Source organism: Streptomyces sp. A1136 (assembly GCF_004795055.1).
In the GTDB taxonomy this organism is placed as follows: Bacteria; Actinomycetota; Actinomycetes; order Streptomycetales; family Streptomycetaceae; genus Streptomyces.
Genome location: NZ_SSBJ01000001.1, coordinates 196,474 through 220,503 on the forward strand (window position 1 = coordinate 196,474; position 24,030 = coordinate 220,503).

The 24,030-nt window shown below is 69.0% G+C and carries 20 protein-coding genes and 1 pseudogene; 10 read left to right on the plus strand and 11 right to left on the minus strand.

The annotated features are described in order from the left end of the window. Positions 1-783 precede the first annotated feature (783 nt). Positions 784-2,595 (minus strand): chromosomal replication initiator protein DnaA, encoded by a 1,812-nt coding sequence (gene dnaA, locus E6R62_RS00945; protein ID WP_136210319.1) that lies wholly within the window; start codon positions 2,593-2,595, stop codon positions 784-786. A gap of 360 nt (positions 2,596-2,955) precedes the next feature. Between dnaA and rpmH the strand changes: the two genes are divergently transcribed. From rpmH to E6R62_RS00990, 9 genes and pseudogenes are all read left to right on the plus strand, one after another. Beyond that, positions 2,956-3,093 (plus strand): 50S ribosomal protein L34, encoded by a 138-nt coding sequence (rpmH, locus tag E6R62_RS00950; RefSeq protein WP_018547628.1) that lies wholly within the window; start codon positions 2,956-2,958, stop codon positions 3,091-3,093. Between the two features lie 20 nt (positions 3,094-3,113). Beyond that, positions 3,114-3,488, plus strand: coding sequence for a ribonuclease P protein component (gene rnpA / locus E6R62_RS00955; protein WP_136210321.1), 375 nt, complete (start codon positions 3,114-3,116; stop codon positions 3,486-3,488). Next, positions 3,485-3,739 (plus strand): annotated as a pseudogene (gene yidD / locus E6R62_RS00960) (membrane protein insertion efficiency factor YidD); the annotation flags it as partial. The gene rnpA and the pseudogene yidD, both read left to right, overlap by 4 nt. 30 nt (positions 3,740-3,769) lie before the next feature. Then, positions 3,770-4,876: a membrane protein insertase YidC gene (gene yidC, locus E6R62_RS00965; RefSeq protein ID WP_136210323.1), complete on the plus strand. Its 1,107-nt coding sequence runs from the start codon at positions 3,770-3,772 to the stop codon at positions 4,874-4,876. A gap of 30 nt (positions 4,877-4,906) precedes the next feature. After that, positions 4,907-5,419, plus strand: a complete 513-nt coding sequence (locus tag E6R62_RS00970; RefSeq protein ID WP_136210325.1) for a R3H domain-containing nucleic acid-binding protein — start codon at positions 4,907-4,909, stop codon at positions 5,417-5,419. Between the two features lie 110 nt (positions 5,420-5,529). Further along, positions 5,530-6,246: a 16S rRNA (guanine(527)-N(7))-methyltransferase RsmG gene (gene rsmG / locus E6R62_RS00975; RefSeq protein ID WP_136210327.1), complete on the plus strand. Its 717-nt coding sequence runs from the start codon at positions 5,530-5,532 to the stop codon at positions 6,244-6,246. Between the two features lie 265 nt (positions 6,247-6,511). Beyond that, positions 6,512-7,621 carry a ParA family protein gene (locus tag E6R62_RS00980; protein ID WP_136210329.1) on the plus strand — a complete coding sequence of 370 codons (1,110 nt, stop codon included), beginning with the start codon at positions 6,512-6,514 and terminating at the stop codon, positions 7,619-7,621. Then, positions 7,618-8,733 (plus strand): ParB/RepB/Spo0J family partition protein, encoded by a 1,116-nt coding sequence (locus E6R62_RS00985; protein ID WP_136210331.1) that lies wholly within the window; start codon positions 7,618-7,620, stop codon positions 8,731-8,733. Before E6R62_RS00980 ends, E6R62_RS00985 begins: the two co-directional genes overlap by 4 nt. 89 nt (positions 8,734-8,822) lie before the next feature. After that, positions 8,823-9,446, plus strand: a complete 624-nt coding sequence (locus E6R62_RS00990) for a GNAT family N-acetyltransferase (RefSeq protein ID WP_136210333.1) — start codon at positions 8,823-8,825, stop codon at positions 9,444-9,446. A gap of 66 nt (positions 9,447-9,512) precedes the next feature. Here E6R62_RS00990 and trxA read toward each other — a convergent pair whose 3' ends face one another. The 7 genes from trxA to E6R62_RS01025 all read right to left on the minus strand — a co-directional run bounded on the left by trxA (position 9,513) and on the right by E6R62_RS01025 (position 19,078). Further along, complete coding sequence (gene trxA, locus E6R62_RS00995; RefSeq protein ID WP_136210335.1) at positions 9,513-9,854, minus strand: thioredoxin; 342 nt, start codon at positions 9,852-9,854, stop codon at positions 9,513-9,515. A gap of 50 nt (positions 9,855-9,904) precedes the next feature. After that, positions 9,905-10,864, minus strand: a complete 960-nt coding sequence (trxB, locus tag E6R62_RS01000; protein WP_136210337.1) for a thioredoxin-disulfide reductase — start codon at positions 10,862-10,864, stop codon at positions 9,905-9,907. Between the two features lie 124 nt (positions 10,865-10,988). Then, on the minus strand, positions 10,989-11,894 hold the full coding sequence (locus tag E6R62_RS01005; RefSeq protein WP_136210339.1) for an anti-sigma factor: 906 nt from the start codon (positions 11,892-11,894) through the stop codon (positions 10,989-10,991). Continuing rightward, on the minus strand, positions 11,891-12,592 hold the full coding sequence (gene sigM, locus E6R62_RS01010; protein ID WP_136210341.1) for an RNA polymerase sigma factor SigM: 702 nt from the start codon (positions 12,590-12,592) through the stop codon (positions 11,891-11,893). Before sigM ends, E6R62_RS01005 begins: the two co-directional genes overlap by 4 nt. A gap of 127 nt (positions 12,593-12,719) precedes the next feature. Continuing rightward, positions 12,720-14,459 carry a protein kinase family protein gene (locus E6R62_RS01015; protein WP_136210343.1) on the minus strand — a complete coding sequence of 580 codons (1,740 nt, stop codon included), beginning with the start codon at positions 14,457-14,459 and terminating at the stop codon, positions 12,720-12,722. Positions 14,460-14,585: 126 nt separating this feature from the next. Further along, entirely contained in the window at positions 14,586-16,766 is a 2,181-nt protein-coding gene (gene murJ, locus E6R62_RS01020) for a murein biosynthesis integral membrane protein MurJ (RefSeq protein WP_136210345.1), read from the minus strand. A 47-nt stretch (positions 16,767-16,813) separates the two neighbouring features. Beyond that, entirely contained in the window at positions 16,814-19,078 is a 2,265-nt protein-coding gene (locus E6R62_RS01025) for a DUF6049 family protein (RefSeq protein ID WP_136210347.1), read from the minus strand. A 186-nt stretch (positions 19,079-19,264) separates the two neighbouring features. Between E6R62_RS01025 and E6R62_RS01030 the strand changes: the two genes are divergently transcribed. Next, entirely contained in the window at positions 19,265-20,731 is a 1,467-nt protein-coding gene (locus E6R62_RS01030) for a CCA tRNA nucleotidyltransferase (RefSeq protein WP_136210349.1), read from the plus strand. A 110-nt stretch (positions 20,732-20,841) separates the two neighbouring features. On the opposite strand, the gene E6R62_RS01035 is transcribed toward E6R62_RS01030, so the two are convergent. From E6R62_RS01035 to E6R62_RS01045, 3 genes are all read right to left on the minus strand, one after another. Further along, the gene (locus E6R62_RS01035; RefSeq protein WP_136210351.1) at positions 20,842-22,128 is read right to left on the minus strand and encodes an MFS transporter; all 1,287 of its coding nucleotides are present in this window, start codon (positions 22,126-22,128) and stop codon (positions 20,842-20,844) included. Positions 22,129-22,265: 137 nt separating this feature from the next. Then, positions 22,266-23,348, minus strand: a complete 1,083-nt coding sequence (locus E6R62_RS01040; protein ID WP_136210353.1) for an inositol-3-phosphate synthase — start codon at positions 23,346-23,348, stop codon at positions 22,266-22,268. A gap of 49 nt (positions 23,349-23,397) precedes the next feature. Continuing rightward, the gene (locus tag E6R62_RS01045) at positions 23,398-24,000 is read right to left on the minus strand and encodes a PadR family transcriptional regulator (protein WP_136210355.1); all 603 of its coding nucleotides are present in this window, start codon (positions 23,998-24,000) and stop codon (positions 23,398-23,400) included. Positions 24,001-24,030 lie beyond the last annotated feature (30 nt).

Sequence of the window (24,030 nt, forward strand, 5' to 3'; positions counted from 1 at the left end):
ACCGAATCCGGCCTAAATCTCTATGGGGGTAGTAGTAGGGCCTGTGGAAACGGTGGATAAGCCCGTCCTCGCAGGTCAGCCCCGGTTTTTTATCCCCACACCCTGTGGGTGGCACCGGTGGACAACACGGTGTCTCTGTGGAGAACGAAAACTTCTGCACAGGCCGTCCCCAGACGACCCCCACTACTCCACAGGTGTGTCCCCAGCTTTTCCCCAGTACTCCACAGACCAAACATCGACCTCCGTGTGACCGCTTTCACTCGGGGCGGTGACGCGGGGGTCCGGGTTGCCGAACAGTGGACAACGGTGTGGAGAAGTCGTCCCATCCTGTGCACAGGATGCGGGAACCTGTGAGTGGGCGGTGGACAGAGAGGTGGACGAGCCTGTGGACGATTTTTCTGTCCACAGCCTGTGGACAGAAGTTGTGCACAATTCCACAGGGGTCTGAACTGCCCTGATGGCCTCTCACCCGGCATCCCTGTGGACAGATTGTGGGTGACGGCGGCCCTCCCCAGGGTGTGGACGGAAGAAAGTCGCCACATCTGTGGATGAGTTGGCTCCCAGGGGGCGTATTCGAACAGAGCAACAGCGCGCGCACGAAGAAGGGCGCCCCCGGTTCGATCCGGAAGCGCCCCTGTAGACGAGCGTGGACGGGCGTGGTCGGGCTGTAGGGGCGTGGGGTGTACGGGCGTGGACGGACGGGTCCGGACGGGTCCGGGCGGGTCCGGGCGGGCCGAAGGGGCCTTCCGCCCGTTCCGCACACGGGGGTTGGGGCAGGTCGGCTCAGCCGTTCTTGATGCGGTTGGTGAGTTCCGTGACCTGGTTGTAGATCGAGCGTCGTTCCGCCATCAGGGCGCGGATCTTGCGGTCCGCGTGCATGACGGTGGTGTGGTCGCGTCCGCCGAACTGGGCCCCGATCTTGGGCAGCGAGAGGTCCGTGAGCTCCCGGCACAGGTACATGGCGATCTGCCGGGCGGTGACCAGGACCCGGCTGCGCGAGGAGCCGCACAGGTCGTCCACGGTGAGCCCGAAGTAGTCGGCGGTGGCGGCCATGATGTCCGAAGCGGTGATCTCGGGCGCGCTGTCCTCGCCGCCGGGGATCAGGTTCTTCAGCACGTCCTCCGTCAGACCGAGGTCCACCGGCTGCCGGTTGAGGCTCGCGAAGGCCGTGACGCGGATCAGCGCCCCCTCCAGCTCGCGGATGTTGCGCGAGATGCGGGAAGCGATGAACTCCAGTACCTCCGGCGGGGCGTTGAGCTGCTCCTGGACCGCCTTCTTGCGCAGGATCGCGATCCGGGTCTCCAGCTCGGGCGGCTGGACGTCGGTGATCAGACCCCACTCGAAGCGGTTGCGGAGCCGGTCCTCCAGGGTGACGAGCTGCTTGGGCGGCCGGTCGGAGGACAGCACGATCTGCTTGTTGGCGTTGTGGAGGGTGTTGAAGGTGTGGAAGAACTCCTCCTGCGTCGACTCCTTGCTCGCGAGGAACTGGATGTCGTCGACGAGCAGGATGTCCATCTCGCGGTAGCGCTTGCGGAACGCGTCGCCCTTGCCGTCGCGGATCGAGTTGATGAACTCGTTGGTGAACTCCTCGGAGCTCACGTACCGCACCCGGGTGCCCGGATAGAGGCTGCGCGCGTAGTGCCCGATGGCGTGCAGCAGGTGCGTCTTGCCGAGGCCCGACTCCCCGTAGATGAAGAGGGGGTTGTACGCCTTGGCGGGCGCCTCGGCGACGGCCACCGCGGCGGCGTGCGCGAAGCGGTTCGACGCTCCGATGACGAAGGTGTCGAAGAGGTACTTGGGGTTCAGCCTGGCGGTCGGCTCCAGCGGGCCCGAGGTGGAACCGCCGGACGGGGCCGGGGGCGCGGGGCGGTGCGGGGCCGGTCGCGGGGAGGGCTGTTCGTACTGCTGCTGCTCGTACTGGTGCTTCTGGTGCTGCTGCTTCTCGTACGGGGACTGCTCGTACTGCTGCTGGTCGTACTGCTGCTGGTCGAAGGAACCCTGCTCGTAGCCGCCCTGCTCGTAGCCGCCCTGTTCGGGCTGCTGGAGGTAGCCGGGCTGGGGTGAGGCGTAAGGGTCGCGCTCCGGGAAGCCGCCGAGGCGGGGCTGCTGCCAGCCGTAGTCGTCGTGCTGGCCGCCGCGGGGCCACGAGCCGGGCTCGGGTCGCTGCTGCTGGTAGTCCGGGTATGCGGGGCGCGCGGTGGGCAGCCGTTCGTCGTCGGACCCGCCGGGGCCGGTGTGGCCGGGGCCGGTGTGCCCGCCGGTCCGCTGGCCGCCATAGGACTCGCGCTGCTGGCCTGAGGGCGCGGGCGGGGTCGGCTCGCCCGCGGAGTCGTCCACGGTGATCGCGATCCGGATGGGCCGACCGCACTCGCGGCTGAGGGCGTCACTGATCAGCGGGGCGAGCCGGCCCTCCAGGACGCGCTTGCCCCATTCATTGGGGACGGCGAGCAGAGCGGTGTCGGCGACGAGGGCCAGGGGCTGACAGCGTTCGACCCACTGTTTGTCCTTGGGCTCGATGCCCGGCTGCCCCTCCCCCAGGAGTACGTCGAGCACGCGTGGCCACACTGCGGCAAGATCGGCAGGTACGTCAGCCACAGAGCACGCTCTCTCACAGGTCCCGGTTCCACGAATGTGTGGTTCTTTGGGACGGTCGGGACAAAAATCCGGGATCAGACAACGGTAGTCAGGCCGGTGGGTGCGGTTCAAGTCGTTGTCCACAGCCTGTGCACAGTGTGCGGCAGTCAGGGCTCGGTTTGACCGGATGGCGTAGCCGCGCGTACCGTAACGAGGTCGAGTTGTCGATGGCTGCTGCCGCCTGCCTACCGATGGGCGAAGATCACCGGTTGTGATCATGTAGCGGTGCCACTCGGGCGAACACGCGAGAATTCCTTCGTGGGCGCACGGTGACAGCCAGGCGATGTCCCGCCACAACGATTCATTCTCTGGAGCCCCCGAGTGAGCAAGCGCACCTTCCAGCCGAACAACCGCCGTCGTGCCAAGACCCACGGCTTCCGCCTGCGGATGCGTACCCGCGCCGGTCGCGCCATCCTGGCGAACCGCCGCAGCAAGGGCCGCGCCGCCCTCTCCGCGTAACACGCGCGGGTCGTGACGTCGTGCTGTCTCCCGAAAATCGGCTGAGGCGGCGCGAGGACTTCGCGAGCGCGGTACGACGAGGGCGCCGGGCCGGCCGCCCGCTCCTCGTCGTCCACCTACGTACAAGCGGTGCAACGGACCCGCACGAGCCGGGGGAGATCGATCCCTCGACGCGTGCGGGTTTCGTCGTCAGCAAGGCTGTCGGCAACGCCGTCGTACGGAACCGGGTCAAGCGCCGTTTGCGCCATCTCGTCCGGGAGCGGCTGTCCCAGCTGCCCGCCGGTAGCCTGGTGGTGGTACGGGCCTTGCCCGGTGCGGGTGACGCCGGCCTCGACGAGCTGGCCCGTGACCTGGATGCCGCTCTACAGCGGCTCCTGGGAGGCGTGGCTCGATGAAGTACCCGCTGCTCGCTTTGATCAAGCTGTACCAGTGGACGATCAGTCCGCTGCTCGGACCGGTGTGCCGTTACTACCCCTCGTGCTCGCACTACGGGTACACGGCCATCGACCGGCATGGTGCGGTGAAGGGGACGGTTCTTACCGCCTGGCGGATCCTGCGGTGCAATCCGTGGTCCCCGGGTGGTGTGGATCATGTCCCACCCCGGAAACGCCCGCGTTGGCACGAGCAGCTGCGCAGTGCGTTGCGTAGATCTCGCAATGCTCAAGGAGCCTGATTAGTGGACACGATTGCCAGTCTGTTCAGTTTCATCACCACACCCGTGTCGTGGGTCATCGTCCAGTTCCACTCGCTGTACGGCGCGATCTTCGGCCCCGACAGCGGATGGGCCTGGGGCCTGTCCATCGTGTCCCTGGTGGTCTTGATCCGTATCTGCCTGATCCCGCTCTTCGTGAAGCAGATCAAGGCGACGCGTGGCATGCAGGCGCTCCAGCCGAAGATGAAGGCGATCCAGGAGCGCTACAAGAACGACAAGCAGCGCCAGTCCGAAGAGATGATGAAGCTGTACAAGGAGACGGGTACCAACCCGTTGTCCTCGTGCCTTCCCATCCTGGCGCAGTCCCCGTTCTTCTTCGCGCTCTACCACGTGCTCTCGGCCATCGCCAACGGCAAGACCATCGGCGTCATCAACCAGTCGCTGCTGGAGAGCGCGCGTCAGGCGCACATCTTCGGTGCCCCGCTGGCGGCGAAGTTCACCGACAGCGAGGAGAAGGTCGCCGCGCTCGGCGCCTCGCTGACCGACGTCCGGATCGTGACCGCGGTCATGATCATCATGATGTCGCTGTCGCAGTTCTACACCCAGCGTCAGCTGATGCAGAAGAACGTCGACCTCTCGGTCAAGACGCCGTTCATGCAGCAGCAGAAGATGCTGATGTACGTCTTCCCGCTGATCTTCGCCTTCATGGGCATCAACTTCCCCGTCGGTGTCCTCGTCTACTGGCTGACCACGAACGTGTGGACCATGGGTCAGCAGATGTACGTGATCAACCAGAACCCGACGCCGGGCAGCAAGGCCCAGGACCAGTACCTGACCCGCCTGCTCAAGCACGTCAGCACGCACGGTGAGCTCAAGGGCCGGGGCAAGAAGAAGATCGTCGCGGCGATCGTGGCCAAGGGTCCGGACCGCAACGACAACGAGCGCAAGTTCATCACGGCGCTGACGAAGCAGGGCATGGCCGCGCAGCCGGACGGCTCCGTGATCAGCAGCGTCGAGGCGACGGCCGACGCGGATGCGGCGAGCGGCGGTGTCGCCACCAAGCGGCAGCAGCCGAAGCGGCAGACGAAGGCGAAGCGTCAGACGCCTCCCAGCAAGCCCACCAAGAAGTAGCCCTCCAAGAAGCAAGAAGGAGCCCCTCCCGTGACGGAAGGCACCACCACCGCCGCCGCTGAGGGCGGCGACACCTTGACCCGCCTCGAGCAGGAGGGCGAGATCGCGGCCGACTACCTTGAGGGCCTGCTGGACATCGCCGATCTGGACGGCGACATCGACATGGACGTCGAGGCCGACCGGGCCGCGGTGTCGATCGTCAGTGACTCCGCCGGTCGCGACCTGCAGAAGCTCGTGGGTCGCGACGGTGAGGTCCTGGAGGCCCTCCAGGAGCTGACCCGCCTCGCCGTGCACCGGGAGACCGGGGACCGCAGCCGGCTGATGCTGGACATCGCCGGGTTCCGTGCCAAGAAGCGCGAGGAACTGGCGGCGCTGGGCGCCCAGGCGGCGGCCGACGTGAAGGCCTCCGGCGAGCCGCTCAAGCTGGCGCCCATGACGCCGTTCGAGAGGAAGGTCGTCCACGATGCCGTGGCGGCGGCCGGTCTCAAGAGCGAGTCCGAGGGCGAGGAGCCGCAGCGCTTCGTCGTTGTGCTCCCGGCCTGACCGGAAAAGCGTGTGGTCGGCCCCGTCTGTCTCGCAGGCGGGGCCGATGTTTGTAAGCCTGGCAGTGCCCGTTGTGTGAAGAGTGAGTTCTGTACGGAAGGACGGTCCCCGTGACGGAGGCAGCTGAGCTTCCCCCGGCGCCTGAAGAGGCGCGTGCGGTTTTCGGCGAATTTTTCCCGGAGGCTGTGCGGTACGCGGAGCTGCTGGCGGACGCGGGGGTCAAGCGCGGTCTGATCGGCCCGCGTGAGGTGCCCCGGCTCTGGGAGAGGCACCTGCTGAACTGCGCGGTGCTGTCCGAGGCGGTGCCCGAAGGCGTCTCGGTGTGCGATGTGGGCTCGGGCGCCGGCTTGCCGGGCATCCCGCTGGCCCTGGTGCGGAGGGACCTCAAGATCACCTTGCTGGAGCCTCTGCTGCGGCGGACCAACTTCCTCCAGGAGGCTGTGGAACTGCTGGGCCTGGACCACGTGACGGTGGTGCGCGGTCGGGCGGAAGAGGTGCTCGGCAAGCTCCAGCCCGTCCATGTGGTGACGGCGCGCGCGGTGGCTCCGCTTGACCGGCTGGCCGGCTGGGGCGTGCCGCTGCTGCGTCCTTACGGTGAGATGCTGGCGCTCAAGGGCGACACGGCCGACGAGGAGCTGGTGGCGGCCAAGGCCGCGCTGACGAAGCTCGGTGTGGTGAAGACCTCGGTGCTCCACGTCGGGGAGGGCGTCGTGGACCCCCTGACCACGGTGGTACGCGTCGAGGTGGGTGAGAGCCCCGGCGGCGTGAGGTTCGCGGCCAAGCGCGCGAAGGCCGCCCGGGTGGGGCGGACCCGGCGCCGACGCTGACGATCGTCCCTTTGGGTCCGGACCCGGCCGTTTCAGGCGTGTTGGGCCCTATAGGTATGGATTTCGGAGTGTCGTAGCGGGCGGAAGACCGTGTCCGGGCATCGTGTTTCACGTGAAACGTCGCTCCCTGCTGCACGGAATCATCAGCCGCGGTCGTGCGGCCGCGTCCCCCCGCCCGCGTGACGGCAGGGGGGTGACGGAGTTGTCCACATCGGTGGATTCATCCACAGGAGTTCGGGCCCCGCTGGTTCGTGACCCCGGTGACATGGCAGGCTCTGTTCATCGCGAGCCTGATGTCGAGGAGAGTGACACCGTGCGGTCCGACGCCAACCTCGCGGGGCCGATGGCCGACCCGGTCCCCGGTCCCCGCTCTGAATCGCCGGGCGAGGATGTCTCTTCCCCAGCCACCGCTGGGGTAGAAGCAGCACCTCCGCCCCTGGTGGACAACGATGACCTCCCCATCGGCCGAGCCGCCCAGCCGGCCGCCGACGCCCTGGGACGCTCCGCCGAGCCGCTGCCGCGGCCGGCGCAGACCCGGGTCATGGTGGTGGCCAACCAGAAGGGCGGCGTCGGGAAGACCACGACGACCGTGAACCTGGCGGCTTCGCTGGCCCTGCACGGGGCGAAGGTCCTGGTGATCGACCTCGATCCGCAGGGCAACGCCTCCACGGCACTCGGCATCGACCACCACGCGGACGTGCCCTCCATCTACGACGTCTTGGTCGACAGCCGACCGCTGCTGGAGGTCGTCCAGCCCGTGGTGGATGTGGAGGGGCTGTTCTGCGCCCCGGCCACGATCGATCTCGCGGGCGCCGAGATCGAGCTGGTCTCGCTGGTGGCTCGGGAGAGCCGGCTCCAGCGGGCGATCCAGGCGTACGAGCAGCCGCTCGACTACATCCTGATCGACTGCCCGCCCTCGTTGGGCCTGCTCACGGTGAACGCACTGGTGGCCGGCGCGGAGGTGCTGATCCCGATCCAGTGCGAGTACTACGCGCTGGAGGGGCTGGGCCAGTTGCTGCGAAACGTCGACCTGGTGCGGGCCCACCTGAATCAGTCGCTGCACGTGTCGACGATCCTGCTGACGATGTACGACGGCAGGACGCGACTCGCCTCGCAGGTGGCGGAGGAGGTCCGCACGCACTTCGGCAAGGAGGTGCTGCGGACGAGCATTCCGCGTTCGGTGCGCATCTCGGAGGCGCCGAGCTACGGACAGACGGTGCTCACCTATGACCCGGGTTCCAGCGGCTCCCTCTCCTACCTGGAAGCGGCGCGGGAGATCGCGCTGCGGGGAGCCGGAATCCATTACGACGCCCGGCACGCCCATCTGGGCGCCGGCATGAACAGCACGCAGAGTATGGCGGAGGGGATCCAGTGAGTGAGCGACGTAGGGGTCTGGGGCGGGGGCTCGGCGCACTGATTCCCGCCGCTCCCCAGGAGAAGACGCCCGTGGTGGGTGCCGGGTCGACGTCACCGTCGGCGGTGCCGGTGCTGACGTCGGAGCGGGGCATCGCCGCCGCGAAGTTGGCGGCGCTGGCGCAGGCCGATGCCTCTTTCGAGGCTTCTCCGGCTGTGGCCGGGGACAGGACGGCGCCGGCGCTCGCCTCGGTGGGGGTGCCGGAACCGGCCGCGCCGGCGGCCGTGGAGGTGGCGGGAGCGACATTCGCGGAGCTTCCGATGGACGCGATCACGCCGAACCCGCGGCAGCCCCGTGAGGTGTTCGACGAGGACGCGCTGGCGGAGCTGGTGACTTCCATCAAGGAGGTCGGTCTCCTCCAGCCGGTCGTGGTGCGGCAGTCCGGGCCGGGCCGCTATGAGCTGATCATGGGTGAGCGTCGCTGGCGCGCGTGCCGGGAGGCCGGGCTGGACCGGATCCCGGCGATCATCCGGGCGACGGACGACGAGAAGCTGCTGCTGGACGCCCTCTTGGAGAACCTCCACCGGGCGCAGCTCAACCCGCTGGAGGAGGCGGCCGCCTACGACCAGCTGTTGCAGGACTTCCACTGCACTCATGACCAGCTGGCCGACCGGATCGGGCGCTCGCGTCCGCAGGTGTCGAACACCTTGCGGCTGCTGAGGCTGTCAGCCCCGGTGCAGCGTCGGGTGGCCGCGGGCGTCCTCTCTGCGGGTCACGCCCGGGCGCTGCTGTCGGTCGAGGACTCCGAGACGCAGGATCGGCTGGCGCACCGGATCGTGGCCGAGGGGTTGTCGGTGCGCGCGGTCGAGGAGATCGTGTCGCTGATGGGTTCGGAGCCGGAGAGCCCGGTGAAGCCGAAGGGTCCGCGGGCGGGCGCCCGGGTGGCCCCGGCGCTCAGTGAGCTGGCGACGCGGCTCTCGGACCGCTTCGAGACGCGGGTGAAGGTGGATCTCGGCCAGAAGAAGGGCAAGATCACCGTTGAGTTCGCCTCGATGGAGGACTTGGAGCGCATCCTGGGGACGCTGGCCCCGGGCGAGGGCCGGGTGCTGGAACAGGGCCTGTCCGGCGAGTAGCTCCGGAGCCGGCCCGGAATGCGGGAGGCGAGTCGTACGGCGCGAGCCGGTACGGCTCGCCTCTTTGTCGTAGCGGATACGATGCGTGTATGGGTCGTCGGTTGGTACCGCTCACGCTGGACAACCTCCAGGACCTTCCCCGGCGTTGCCGGACCTGTGTGTTCTGGGAGCTGGATCCGGTCAGTGGTGAGGCCGCCGTGAAGGCGGGCACCGCGGAACTGGAGAAGGAGGCGTGGATCTCCGCCGTCCTGCTGGAGTGGGGATCGTGTGGCCGCGTCGTCTATGTGGACGATGTCCCCGTGGGCTTCGTGCTCTATGCGCCGCCCGCCTACGTGCCGCGTGCGACGGCGTTCCCGACGAGCCCGGTCTCTCCCGACGCGGTGCAGCTCATCACTGCGTGGATCATGCCGGGGTATCAGGGGCAGGGCCTGGGACGGGTGATGGTCCAGACAGTGGCGAAGGATCTGCTGCGGCGTGGGTTCCGGGCGATCGAGGCGTTCGGAGACGCGCGATGGGAGCGACCGGCCTGTCTGCTTCCGGCGGACCACCTTCTGTCCGTGGGGTTCAAGACGGTCCGGCCGCATCCGGTGCATCCCCGGCTTCGCCTGGAACTGCGCTCGACGTTGTCCTGGAAGGAAGACGTGGAACTCGCCTTGGACCGCTTGCTCGGCGGGGCGCGGGCCCGTACGGAGCCGGCGCTGCGTCCGCTGTGAGATGTGGCCGCAGGACATGCGAACGGGGCCGCTCCCGGTAGGAGCGGCCCCGTTTCACGTGGAACGTCAGGCGGTCTTGACCTCGACGAAGGGGTTGAGGTCGCGCAGGATGGCGGCCTTCGGCTTGGCACCGACGATGGTCTTGACGACCTCGCCGCCCTGGTAGACGTTCAGCGTCGGGATGGACATGACGCCGTACTTGGCGGCCGTGGCCGGGTTCTCGTCGATGTTGAGCTTGACGATCTCGATCTGGTCGCCGTACTCGGCCGCGATGGCCTCCAGCGACGGGGCGATCTGGCGGCACGGGCCGCACCACGCGGCCCAGAAGTCAACCAGGACGGGCTTCTCGGCGGCGAGGACGTCGGCGTCGAAGCTGGCGTCGGTAACGTTCTTGAGGGTGCCGGCCACAGCGGCCTCCTTTTTCCTGCGGGGTGTGGGTGAGGGGGGTGGTGCGGGGGTCAGACGGTCGCGTGCGCCTGCTCGGCGTCCGCGAGGGCGGCGAGGTAACGCTCCGCGTCGAGGGCCGCGGAGCAGCCCGTGCCGGCGGCGGTGATCGCCTGACGGTAGGTGTGGTCCACGACATCGCCCGCGCCGAAGACGCCGGTGAGGTTGGTGCGCGTGGACGGGGCGTCGACCTTGAGGTAACCCTCGTCGTCCAGATCCAGCTGACCGGTGAACAGTTCTGTGCGCGGGTCGTGTCCCACGGCGATGAAGAGCCCGGTCACGGGCAGCTCGGAGGTCTCGCCGGTCTTGGTGTTGCGCAGCGTGAGACCCGAGAGCTTCTGCTCGCCGTGGATCTCGGCGACCTCGCTGTCCCACGCGAAGGTGATCTTCGGGTCGGCGAACGCGCGGTCCTGCATGGCCTTGGAGGCACGCAGGCTGTCGCGGCGGTGGACGATGGTGACCGACTTGGCGAACCGGGAGAGGAAGGTCGCTTCCTCCATCGCGGTGTCGCCGCCGCCGACGACGGCGATGTCCTGGTCCTTGAAGAAGAACCCGTCGCAGGTGGCGCACCAGGAGACGCCGCGTCCGGAGAGCGCGTCCTCGTTGGGCAGGCCGAGCTTGCGGTGCTGGGAACCGGTGGTCACGATCACGGCCTTGGCGCGGTGCACCGTACCGGCCGTGTCGGTGACGGTCTTGATCTCGCCGGTGAGGTCCACGGCCACGACGTCGTCGGGGACGAGTTCGGCACCGAAGCGCTCGGCCTGACCGCGCATGTTGTCCATGAGGTCAGGGCCCATGATGCCGTCCTGGAAGCCGGGGAAGTTCTCGACCTCGGTGGTGTTCATCAGCGCACCGCCGGCGGTGACGGCACCCTCGAAGACGAGGGGGTTGAGCGAAGCGCGTGCGGTGTACAGGGCGGCCGTGTAACCGGCCGGCCCGGAGCCGATGATGATCACGTTTCGGACGTCGCTCACGGGTTCGTTCCTCGTCTCTGCGGACTGCGTGCTGCCTACCGGGGGCCGGTGCGGACTCTCACCCCACCCAACGGATCCTACGGCGCGCGCATTCCCGGCTGGGCCCGGCTCGGACCTGAACGGGTCAGGGTCGGGCGTACGTGCCGGTCAGCATCGGCTTGCCCGGGGCCGCCGAAGGGACGTCGGCGCAGCCGCTCGGGACGACGAAGGCGTCCACCCGGGCCGGGTCGTCGGGGTGTGGAAGGACGACGAGGTAGACGTCCGTGCCCTGATAGGTGCCGTGTTCGGCGGCGAGCGGCGTGTCTGTACGGCCGGTCGCCTCCCGAACGCACGGCGGAACGGTGGAGGACTGCCGTTCGTCGGGGGCGATCTGGGGAGAGGCGTTCTCCATGCCGTAGGTGTTGTTCCTCTCCTCCGGCTTGGTCTGCGGCTTCGCGCCCGAAGCGAGGAGGCGATCGACGCTGCCTTGGAGCCCTTGGGAGGACAGGCTGTCGGAGGTGTGCGGACCGGTGGTGGCCGAGGTGCCGGTGCGGGCGACGGTGTGCTGGGGTGAGCCGCCCAGCCCACCGGAGAGGAAGAGGCCCAGGACGCAGGCCGCGGCCCCCGCGAGACCGGTGAGGACGGCGATCCGCCGACGGGCCCGGCGCCGGCCCGGGCCGGTGGGGCCGGCCGGGTGACCCGCCGGTCGAGCGGGGGAGGACGGCGATGTTTCACGTGAAACATCGCGGCCCGGGAATGCGGGAGCCGGCTCGGCGTGCCGGGATGTGGAGTCCAGGAGCGCCTCGGCGGCGAGAGCGGCGTCGATTCGGCCCGCGATGTCGGCGGGCATCCGGCTCGGGCCGGGAAGGGTGCCGAGCAGGGCCCGGATCTCCTGGAGCGAGGCGAGGACGTCGGCGCACAGGGCACAGTCGTCGAGGTGGCCGCGTACGGCGGCGGTGCGGGCCGGTGAGAGCAATCCTTCGGTCAGGTCGGAGATCTCCGCGACGTCCGGGTGCCGGATTGTGCCGGTCGTGCCGGTTGTGGGGCTCACGGTCGTCCACCTCCGCCCTTCAATGCGTCTGGGTCTGGCTGCCTGGGTTCTGGCGCTGATGGGACGGATGGCCCCGGCGTCCGGTTCCTTCCCCGCTCGACGGCGGTGTTATCCCCTGCATTCGAGCGCAGATGAGTGAGCAGCGGGAGCAGCTTCGCCCGGCCCCGCGCGCAGCGGCTCTTGACCGTCCCCACGGCGACGTCGAGGACCCTCGCGGCTTCGGCGACGGGGTATCCCTGCATGTCGACCAGGACGAGCGCGGCCCGCTGCTCGGCCGGGAGGGTACCCAGGGCGGCCAGTAGCTGCCGGTGGAGGTCCTGGCGCTCCGCGGGGGCCTCGGCCGACTCGTGGGGCTCCAGGAGCCGCTCCAGCCGGTCCGTGTCGTCGAGGGGCGCCGTCCTGCGGGAAGCCGCCTTGCGGGCCCGGTCGAGGCAGGCGTTGACGGTGATCCGGTGCAGCCAGGTGGTGACGGCGGAGTCGCCTCGGAAGGTGTGGGCGGCCCGGTAGGCGGAGACGAGCGCGTCCTGCACGGCGTCGGCGGCCTCCTCCCGGTCGCCGAGGGTGCGCAGTGCCACGGCCCACAACCGGTCGCGGTGTCGCCGCACCAGTTCCCCGAACGCATCGGGGTCCCCCGCGACGTGCCGCGCGAGCAGCTCTTGGTCCCCGGCCCGCTCGGGGTCGTCAGCCGCAGGCTTCATGTTCCCCTCCTGGTGGGAGCCGTGCAGTTGGTGAGGCGGCCGGAGCAGGCGTTGCGGCACGACGTGGTACCGAACGGGACCGTGAGGGGGCTGCCCTCACGGTCCCGTTCGCTCGTCCTCTCCGGCCTCAGGAACTGCCGGGACCTGAAAGGGCGACGTCGGTGACGGCCTGCTTGTAGCCGGCGCCACTGTATTCGTACGGTCCCGACTTCGGCATGGCAGTGATCCACAACAGCACGTAGCGGGTTTTGACGGGGGTCTCCGCCGTGAGGGCGAGTTGACTGGCGGAAGTCGTACCCGCTGCGATCTTGTGCATGGATTTCAGCGGGGTCTTCGAGGACATGTTCGGTGCCGCGTAGATCGCGGCGGTGGTGTGGTCGCCATCGAACTTGAACGCTATCGAGGCCTTGCTGACCTCCTGCTCGGAGCCCAGGTCGAACACGAGGCCGACGCCCGCCTTGTAAGCGCCCAAGTCCGGGCCGTCGGTGAACGACTTGGTCCGCCAGTACGAGGAACGGTCGCTGTCGTAGCTCTGCGCGACCCCATCCGTGTTCTGGGGAATCCCGTCCGGGTAGTACTCCTCGGCGCCCTTGATCTGCAGCGGGACGAGGTCGGGGTTCTTCTTGGTGTCGTCCGTCCCGGACGACTGCGACGTGCCGTTGCCGCCGCCGTTGCCGCTCTGTTTGACGCGGTCCAGGAGGGTGTCGGCGAGCTGCCAGCTGCCGAGACCGAGGGCGGCGATGAGCAGCGCCGCGACACCCCACTTGAGGGCCCGGCCCGTTCGGCTCTGCAGCGGCGAAGGGGGCGGGACGGCGAGGCTCTGCACGGTGGGCAGGCCGGTTGCCGGGTGCCGGACGTAGCTGCCCTGCTGGTAGGTGGTGTGCTGGTACTCGGGCGGGGCGGTGAAGGCGGGCTCCGGCGGCCGGATGCGCGGCATCGCGGTGACGGCCTTGGCCAACTCCTCCGGAGTGGTGCAGGCGGGCTCCTGGCGGGAGGCGGTGGCCCCGTCGTTGGCCAGCGCGCGCATGGCCAGTTCTCCCAGACCCCGGTGTACCCCGGCGCGTACCTGGTCGGGGGCGATCAGCCCGACGCCCTTGGGCAGGCCGGTGAGCCCGTAGGCGTCCGTCTCGTACGGCCAGCGCTGGGTCAGGGCCGCGTACAGCAGCGCGCCGATCGCCTCGGTGTCGGCCTGCTGCGGGGTGTCGCTGGTGATCCCGCGCAGGGCGGCGTTCACGGCGAGGCCGCGGATGCGGTACTGGCCGGTGGAGGTGCGCAGTATCGCGCTGGGAGTCAGCCGCAGGTGCGCCAGGCCTTCGCGGTGGGCCGCGGCCATGGCCTGCGACACCTGGCTGACGAGTTGGTACGCCTCGTGGGCCTCCAGGGGCCCGGCGGCGAGGATGGCGGTGAATTCGGTAGCGTCCGGCAGCCACTCGTGTACGACGTAGACGAGGTCGTTCTCCTCCACGGCGTCGAGGACCTGGACGAACCGGGGATCGCCGAGCAGCGCGGAGGAGCGGGCCGCGGCCAGGACGGCCCTGGCCCGGGGGTGGTCCGCGGGCAGCAGATGGACCCCGACGGCGCGACGCAGCTTCTCGTCCATCGCACGCCAGCTGCTGAATCCGTCCAGACGGGTGACGCACTCCTCGAGGCGGTAGCGCCTGGCGAGCTTGTGGCCGCTGTGCAGTTCGGGCGCCGCCACGGGCGCGGCTGCTCTGCGTTCGCCGTCCGTTTCGCGCATGGATCCGTCCGCGGCTCGGTCGTTCTGGGTGTCCACCCCGTCGGCCGTGGCCTTGACCGCTTCCGCGGTCAGCGGCTCATCGCCGCTGTTGTCGGCCACGTCGACGGCAGCCGTGCTACGTTCCGCCACCGTCGTCCCTGCCTCCCCATCCGTTGCACGCTGTCGGCCAGTCTGCGAAGCCATGCCAATTGTGCCCACAGTCCGGCGCTCCGCACGACACGCGAAGGAGGGTCGAACCGTCGGCGGGTCCGCCCATCAGCGCCCCAGACGTCCCCGGACCATACCGACCATCGCGTTGAGTTCCTCCACCCGCATGCGCTTGGCGGCGGCGAGGAAGACGGCGGCCAAGGCGATGAAGCCGGCCACGAGGGCGGCGAGCGACCCGAGGGCTCCGCTGCCCAACCACTGGGTGACCCCGTACGCGGCCGCGCCCGCCACGACCGCGGCCGGGACACAAGCACCGATGAGGCGGGTGTACGTACGCATCACGTGCGCTCCGTCGAGGTCACCGCCGAGGCGGGCCCGCAGGCGACGCCAGGCGACGCCCACGCCGACGGTGTAGCCGAGGCCGTAGGCGGCGCCCATGCCGACGACGGCCCAGCGCTCGGGCAGGGCGAAGAAGGCAAGGGCCGAGACGCCCGCGTTGACGGCGGCGACGATGACGGTGTTGTAGAAGGGCGTGCGGGTGTCCTCGTAGGCGTAGAAGCCGCGCAGGACGACGTACTGGACGGAGTACGGGATGAGCCCGAGGCCGAAGGCCATCAGGATGTAGCCGATGTTCTGGGCGGTCGCCGCGCCGGAGCCGGCGTAGAGCAGGGTGGACATCGGGACGCCGAGCGCGAGGAACGCGAAGGCGCAGGGCACGATGGCGACGGCCGAGGTGCGCAGACCGTAGGAGATGTCGTCGCGGACGGCGGCTACGTCACCGTCGTGTGCCGAGCGGGAAATGCGGGGCAGGACCGCGGTCATGACCGAGACGGTGATGATGGCCTGGGGCATCTGCCACAGCAGCAGCGCGTAGTTGTAGGCGGCGATGCCGGTGCCGTCGTGGCCCTGGGAGTGCGCGACGTCCCCCGCCCAGGTCGCGAGCTGGGTCACCACGATGAGGCCGAGCTGGTTGGCCAGGACGAAGAAGAAGGTCCACTTGGCGAGGCCGGCGGCCTTGCCGAGTCCGTGACCCTTCCAGTCGAAGCGCAGGCGCGGCTTGAAACCGGCGTCACGCAGGTAGGGGATCATCGCCAGGGACTGGACGGCGAGACCGAGCAGGGTGCCCAGGCCGAGCAGCCGGACGCCCTCGGGGGTGATGCTCGCCTCGTCGATGCCGGTGCTGGTGAAGCCGCCGAAGGCCCAGATGAACGCTCCGAACGTGGCGATGACGACGATGTTGTTGAGGACGGGGGTCCACATCATCGCGCCGAAACGGCCGCGGGCGTTCAGGATCTGTCCGAGCACCACGTGCACGCCCATGAAGAACATGGTGGGCAGGCAGTAGTGGGCGAAGGCGACAGCGACCTCCATCCGGTGCGGGTCGTCGGCGATCTTCTGAGACATCATGCCGATGAACAGCGGGGCGGCGAGGACGCAGACGGTGGTGACGGCGCCGAGCAACACCACGACGAGCGTCAGGAGGCGGTTGGCGTACGCCTCGCCGCCGTCGTCGTCGTTCTTCATCGCGCGGACCAGCTGGGGGATGAACACGGCGTTCAGGGCGCCGCCGCCGACCAGCACGTAGATCATCGTCGGCAGGGTGTTGGCGACCTGGTAGCTGTCGTTGAGGGTGGTGACACCGATCGCGGTGCCGATCACGAGCGTCCGCAGGAAGCCGGTGATGCGGGACACGATCGTGCCGGCCGCCATCAGGGCGCTGGACTTCAGGAGTCCGGAGGCCTTCCCGGTGGGCTTGGTCGGCGCCGGGACGGCGACCGGGGGCTCTTCGGCGAGAACCTGCGGGGCCGCCTCCTGGTCCCGGTACAGGTGCGCGAAGGCATCCGGTTCGGGCTGCTCGTCCGCGGCCTTGGTCACCAAGGAGTCCACGCCGACGAACTCCGTCGTCGTGGGGCGGTCACCGTAGGGCAGGTGGCGGGAAGGGCCGTCCGGCTCGGGCGGTGGGGTCTGGGCCCAGACGCGCGCGTCGGGACCGCCGTACGCGGGCGGCTGCGGAGCCGCGTAGAGGGGGCCCGGTTCGAGGTAGGTGCCCGGAGGCGGCGGGGGGTGGGAGGCCCGGTCGTACAGGACCTCCGCCACCGGGTCCTGGGCCGACAGGTCCTGGGACCGGTACGGGTCGTAGTCGTAGGCGTCCTGGACATACGGGTCGTGATCCGGTGCGGGTGCGGGCGCGGAGGCCTGCCCGGGCACGGGGGCACCCGGCGCGGTGCCCTGGGAGGGCGCCGGCCCACCAGTGCCCTGCGCGCGGTCACCGTCGTACGGCGCGTTCATCGAAACCCCACCTCATCGTCCCCAGGCCGACCGGCCACGGCATCGCTTCAACGGTCCACTGTCTCACCCGCGCCGGACCCGCTTGTGCTTTGCGGTCCGGTGTCCGGGGACTCGTCACTCGGCTGCGTGCTCTCCTGGGCGGCCGCGCGGGCCGCCACGCGCTTGCGGCTCGCGTACATCTTGATGCCTGCGAGCACGAGGAGGAGAACGCCGCCCGCGATGACGAGCATGACGGTGGGAGTGACCTCGGTGGCCTCCACGGTGAACTTCTGTTCCTTGCCGTAGGGGACGCCGTCCTTCGTGAACAACTGCGCGCTGACCTCGACGGGACCGCTCGCGGTGGCGTTCGCGGTGAATTTCAGGGTCTGACTGTGATCGGCCTGGACGTTGACGTCCTGCTCGGCCGTTCCGCTGTCGCCGAACATCAGACGCGTGGGGTTGGCCGACTTCACGCGCAGGACCAGGTTGTGGACGTCCTGCACGAGGCTGTTCTGGACGCTGACCGGGATGATCGCGCTGTGTCCCGACAAGGTGGCGTCGGACTTGGGCACGACCTTGACCTTCTCGGTGAGCCCGATCAGGTAGTTCTGCACCTGGTCCCGGTAGAGGGCGGCCTCCTCGGGCCGACCTCGCCACGAGGTGGACATCTCCCGGTTCGTGGTGTTGCCGAAGGGGATCTCGACCCGCTCGGGGGCGGCGAGGATCACCTTGAAGCGGTCGAGGGTGTCCTGAGTGGTCCGGATCTTCTCGAACGCCGACACCGGGAGTTCCTGACGGCTGAGTGCCTCCGGGTACTGGCCGGCGCCCGGGACCTGGGTGGCGGCGCCGGGGTCGGGCTTGGCGGAAGCCGCCGCGTCGAGGTCGGCGGGCTGGGTCCAGCGGCCGCCCTGCAGGCCCCGCAACGCGGCCGCCATGGATTCGGCCTGACTGGCGGACGGCATCCGCTGCGGGGTGACGACGAAGCTGCGCTGCTCGTCGCCGCCCTGCAGATTGAGCGCGAGACTGTGGGCCAGGAACCTCTGCACGGCGAGCGTGGAATCCCTGGCATTGAGCATGTCGCCTTCGAACGCCGTCGACAGTTCGGCGTCGGCGACGATCGCGGTCGCGCCCGCGCCAATGGGACGGGCGGCCGTCGGCGTGTAGCCGAGGGCGCCGGTTTCCTGGAGGCTGTCGCTGCGGGTGAGGACGTTGTGGGCTCCTGCCGAGGTGGCGACGTTGACGATCGACGGGTCGATCGCGCCGTTCACGGGCCAGGAGAAGTCGGTGGACGGGGTGACGTGCAGGACCGTCTCGACGGCCTGCTTCGCCTTGTCGGTGGCCGGCCGCAGCTGGCCGAGCGTGCCCGAGACGTCCTTGCCGTGGTGGGCGAGGGACGCGAGGTCGGGGTCGGCGTAGGGCAGCGCGACGACCTTCTTGCCCTGGACCGCGCTCTCCAGGGCGCTCAGCCACTGCTCGGCCACGGCCCTGCTTCTGCCCGGCAGTGGCTTGCCGTCGGGATCGGGGTTGCGAATCCGATAGCCCTTGGCCATGGCGTCGACCGTGTAGAGCAGGTCGGGATCGATGACCCAGGTGATCGGCAGGTCCTTGCCGAGGGAAACCATCCGCTCCAGGCGGCCGCCCGAGGCCAGCTCCTTGGCCAGGGAGTCGTCGAGGAAGACGGGCGTCTGGGACTCGTCCGAGCCGGTCTCCGCCGTGACCCTGGTGGCGGCGATCAGCGGCCAGGCGTACGTGAGGGAGGAGCGCTTGGCGGCGGCCTCGGGTTGCCACGGCAGAAACGTCCGCCGGATGCCGAGTACCTGCTCGTACGGTCGGCTGTCGGTCTCTCCCGACAGCGAGACACCCAGCTGGTACACGCCGTCCTTGCCCAGGTCCAGCTTGCCGACCGGGACGTTGATGGTGAACTGCCGGCTGGCCTTCGAGGGCAACGAGTCGATCTTCACCGCGTACGCCGAGTCGATCTCCCCCGGGTCCACGCCGGCCCGGAAGCCGGTGCGGTCCGCCACCTCGTCGATGGACGCCCGATCACCCAGGACGGGCCCCACACGCAGCCCGACATGCGCGCCCTTGATCACCTCGCGGCTGTTGTTGACCACGCTGCCGGAGATGGTGAGGGTGTCGCTCTTCACAGGAGCGCTGGGCGACACCTCGAGCAAATGGACGTCGACGGATGAGTCGGCGGCCTGCGCCGATGGGGCCGGGGCGTAGATCAGGGCGGCGAGGACCGGCGTGCCGGCGAGCAGGACGACTGCCCGCCGCAGCCAGCGGCGCCGGGCAGGGGCGGCTGCCCCCAGGATGTCTGCCGCCTCGGCCACGCGCTCGCCCGTCCCTCGAAGTGTCAGTGGTCGTCGGTTGTGCGTCCACGAATGGTAACGAGGCGCGCTGTGCGCGAGTGCCGCGCCTTGCTCCACATGATCGGTAGCGGCCCGCGGGCGTGGTGGGGCGGGGTGGCCGCAAAACGCGGCGGCCCCGGCCGGGCGGGCCACGTACCCTTTTCTGTTGTGCCGAACGCCAATGAAGACACCCCCAGTGCCCTGAGTCAGGTGCAGCACCGAGCGGTCAGTGAACTGCTGCGCGTCGCCCCTGTCGCCGACGAGCTCGGCCGCCGTTTCCAGGAGGCGGGCTTCCGTCTCGCCCTGGTCGGGGGCTCCGTACGCGATGCGCTGCTCGGGCGTCTCGGCAATGACCTCGACTTCACCACCGACGCCCGTCCCCAGGACGTGCTGAGGATCATGCGGCCCTGGGCCGACTCGGTGTGGGACGTCGGTATCGCCTTCGGCACCGTCGGGGCGCACAAGCGGGCCCGCGTCGAGGGCACCGACCGGAACTTCCAGATCGAGGTGACCACGTACCGCTCCGAGTCGTACGACCGAACCTCGCGCAAGCCGGAGGTGTCCTACGGCGACTCCATCGAGGAGGATCTCGTCCGCCGTGACTTCACGGTGAACGCGATGGCCGTCGCGCTGCCCGAGAAGGAGTTCGTGGACCCGCACGGGGGTCTGGAGGACCTTCGGGAAGGCGTCCTGCGCACGCCCGGGACCCCCGAGGACTCCTTCTCGGACGACCCGCTGCGGATGTTGCGTGCGGCCCGCTTCGCCGCACAGCTGGACTTCGAGGTCGCGCCCGAGGTCGTGGCGGCCATGAAGGCCATGTCGGAGCGGATCGAGATCGTCTCGGCGGAGCGGGTACAGGGTGAGCTGAACAAGCTCCTGCTGTCGGCCCACCCCCGCAAGGGCCTCGGGTTGCTCGTGGACACCGGTCTGGCGGACCGGGTACTGCCCGAGCTGCCCGCCCTCCGCTTGGAGAGTGACGAGCACCACCGGCACAAGGACGTCTACGAGCACTCCCTGACGGTGCTGGAGCAGGCGATCGACCTGGAGGAGGACAGCCCGGACCTCGTGCTGCGCCTCGCCGCCCTGTTCCACGACATCGGCAAGCCCCGCACCCGCAGGTTCGAGAGCGACGGCCGCGTCTCCTTCCACCACCACGAGGTGGTGGGCGCGAAGATGACCAAGAAGCGCATGACCGCCTTGAAGTACTCCAACGACATGGTCAAGGACGTGTCCCGACTGGTGGAGCTGCACCTGCGCTTCCACGGGTACGGCGACGGCGAGTGGACCGACTCGGCGGTGCGCCGCTACGTCCGTGACGCGGGTCCGCTGTTGGAGCGCCTGCACAAACTGACGCGGTCCGACTGCACCACCCGCAACAAGCGCAAGGCGAGTGCGCTCTCCCGGACCTACGACGGCCTTGAGGAGCGGATCGCGCAGCTTCAGGAGCAGGAGGAGCTGGACGCGATCCGGCCCGACCTGAACGGCAACGAGATCCAGCAGGTTCTGGGCGTGGGCCCTGGTCCGGTGATCGGCAAGGCGTACGCGTTCCTGCTGGAGCAGCGGCTGGAGAACGGGCCGATGGGGCACGACGCGGCGGTGGCGGCCTTGAAGGACTGGTGGGCCTCCCAGGCCTGAGGCGGCTTGAGCCTGGCGGCTCAATGTGATGTTTCACGTGAAACAGCCGTGATGTTCCATGTGGAACCTCCGATGTTTCACGTGAAACATCGCCCCGGCCCGCGTCGTGACTACGGCCCGGTGGTGCTCTCGGCGGGGCGTCGGCCCTGCCGCAGGAGGAGCGCCGCCGTAACGGCGTAGAGGACGGCCACGCTCACCACCAGGGGAACGGATCGGCCGTCGGCGGGGAGCATCAGTGAGGCGACCGCGGCCGCTGCCACGAAAGCGGCGTTGAAGAGCACGTCATAGACGGAGAAGACCCGGCCGCGGAACTCGTCTTCGACCTGGAACTGCACGACGGTGTCGGTGGAGATCTTGGCCCCCTGTGTGGCGATGCCGAGGGCGAAGGCGGCGACGAGCATCGGTCCGGGGGCGAAGAACAGGCCGAGCGTCGGTACCAGGAACGCCGCGCCACCGGCACAGAGGATCATCCACCCGCGGGTGCCCAGCCGATCCACCAACCACGGTGTGATGACGGCGGCCACGAAGAACCCCGCGCCAGAGGCGCCGATCGCGACGCCCAGCAGCGCGAGCCCGGCGGACTCGTCGTCCGACCAGGAGTAGCGGCAGAGCATGAGCAGGGTGACGAGCAGCGCCCCGTAGCAGAACCGCATCAAGGTCATCGCGGTGAGCGCCTGCGCGGCTTCCCGGCGGCCGGCCAGGTGCCTGAGGCCTTCGACCATGCCCCGCACGGTAAGGACCACTGCCTGGGCCAGCGAGGGGTGTGTCCGGCCCGGGGGGTGGTCGGGCCCGAGGAGGCCGACGGCCAGGCGCAGCGAGACGAGCGCGGCGCACAGATAGAGGCAGGCTCCGAAAAGTACGACCAAGGCGTCGGAGTTCGCGGCGAGGAGCCTGAGCAGGAAGGCCAGCCCACCGCCCGCGGTCGCCGCCAGTGTTCCGGCGGTCGGCGACAGCGCGTTCGCGGTCACCAGCTGGCCGGGTCCGACGACACGGGGCAACGACGCGGCCAGTCCGGCGAGGACGAAGCGGTTGACGGCGGTCACGGACAGGGCCGAGGCGTAGAACAGCCAGTCGGGGACGTGGGAGACGATCAGGACGCCGGTGACACAGGCGAGAAAGGCCCGCAGGAGGTTGCCGTAGAGGAAGACCTGTCTGCGGCGCCAGCGGTCCAGCAGCACACCGGCGAACGGGCCGATCACTGAGTAGGGCAGGAGCAACACCGCCATCGCCGAGGCGATGGCGGCGGGTGACGTCTGCTTCTCCGGCGAGAACACCACGTAGGTGGCGAGCGCGACCTGGTAGACGCCGTCGGCGGCCTGCGAGAGCAGCCGTACGGTCAGCAGGTTGCGGAAGTTCCTCAGGCGCAGGAGTACGCGCAGATCACGTACGACAGGCATGAGGGCAAGGGTCACACACGCCGAGGGTCCCCGGGCACAGTTGCCCGGGGACCCTCGGCGGAAGAACAGTCGACGTCCGGATGTCCGGAGAATCGGACCTCGCGTGCTCCTTGTGGAACGCGTGGAGCCGGACCTGCTTAGCGCTCGACCTCGCCCTTGATGAACTTCTCGACGTTCGCGTAAGCCTCGTCGTCGAAGTACTGCACCGGCGGGGACTTCATGAAGTAGCTCGACGCCGACAGGATCGGGCCGCCGATGCCGCGGTCCTTGGCGATCTTCGCGGCGCGCAGCGCGTCGATGATGACACCGGCCGAGTTCGGGGAGTCCCAAACTTCGAGCTTGTACTCGAGGTTCAGCGGGACGTCGCCGAAGGCGCGACCCTCCAGGCGGACGTAGGCCCACTTGCGGTCGTCGAGCCACGCCACGTAGTCGGAGGGACCGATGTGGACGTTCTTCTCGCCGAGCTCACGGTCGGGGATCTGCGAGGTGACGGCCTGCGTCTTGGAGATCTTCTTCGACTCGAGGCGGTCGCGCTCGAGCATGTTCTTGAAGTCCATGTTGCCGCCGACGTTGAGCTGCATGGTGCGCTCAAGACGGACGCCGCGGTCCTCGAACAGCTTCGCCATCACGCGGTGCGTGATGGTGGCGCCGACCTGGGACTTGATGTCGTCGCCGACGATCGGGACACCGGCCTCGGTGAACTTGTCCGCCCACTCCTTGGTGCCGGCGATGAAGACCGGGAGGGCGTTGACGAAGGCGACCTTGGCGTCGATGGCGCACTGGGCGTAGAACTTCGCCGCTTCCTCGGAACCGACGGGGAGGTAGCAGATCAGGACGTCGACCTGACGGTCCTTGAGGATCTGGACCACGTCGACCGGAGCCTCGGCGGACTCCTCGATGGTCATGCGGTAGTACTTGCCCAGGCCGTCCAGGGTGTGGCCGCGCTGCACGGTGACGCCCGTGTTCGGGACGTCACAGATCTTGATGGTGTTGTTCTCGCTGGCGCCGATGGCGTCCGAAAGGTCGAGGCCGACCTTCTTCGCGTCGACGTCGAACGCGGCGACGAACTCGACGTCACCCACGTGGTAGTCGCCGAACTGGACGTGCATCAGACCGGGGACCTTGGCCGCCGGGTCGGCGTCCTTGTAGTACTCGACGCCCTGCACCAGCGAGGCGGCGCAGTTGCCCACGCCGACGATGGCTACGCGAACCGAACCCATTCCGGTTGCTCCCTGTTTGTTCTCGGACGAGGCCTGCGAGATGCAGGTCTCACTTTGCAGTTTCGTCGGACGGACCGGGTCGTCTCTGATCCCGTCCCGCCCGCTCGCTCTCGATGAGCTCGTTCAGCCAGCGCACTTCGCGCTCCACGGATTCCATTCCGTGCCGCTGCAGCTCAAGCGTGTAGTCGTCGAGCCGCTCCCGCGTGCGTGCGAGCGAGGCGCGCATCTTCTCCAGACGCTCTTCCAGCCGGCTGCGGCGGCCCTCCAGCACACGCATCCGCACTTCTCGCTCGGTTTGCCCGAAGAAGGCGAACCGGGCGGCGAAGGACTCGTCTTCCCAGGTGTCCGGGCCGGTGTGGGAGAGGAGCTCTTCGAAGTGCTCCTTGCCCGCCGCCGTCAACCGGTAGACGATCTTGGCGCGGCGCCCCGCGAGTGACGCGGCGAGAGCGTCTTCCGGGGCGTTGCCCGGTTCTTCGATCAACCAGCCGTTGGCGACCAGCGTCTTGAGGCAGGGGTAGAGCGTCCCGTAGCTGAACGCCCTGAAGACTCCCAGTGAGGTGTTGAGCCGTTTACGCAGCTCATAACCGTGCATGGGGGACTCGCGGAGCAGACCGAGGACGGCGAACTCGAGGATGCCTGAGCGCCTGCTCATCCGCCTGCCCTCCTCCGGCTCCGAGTTTAT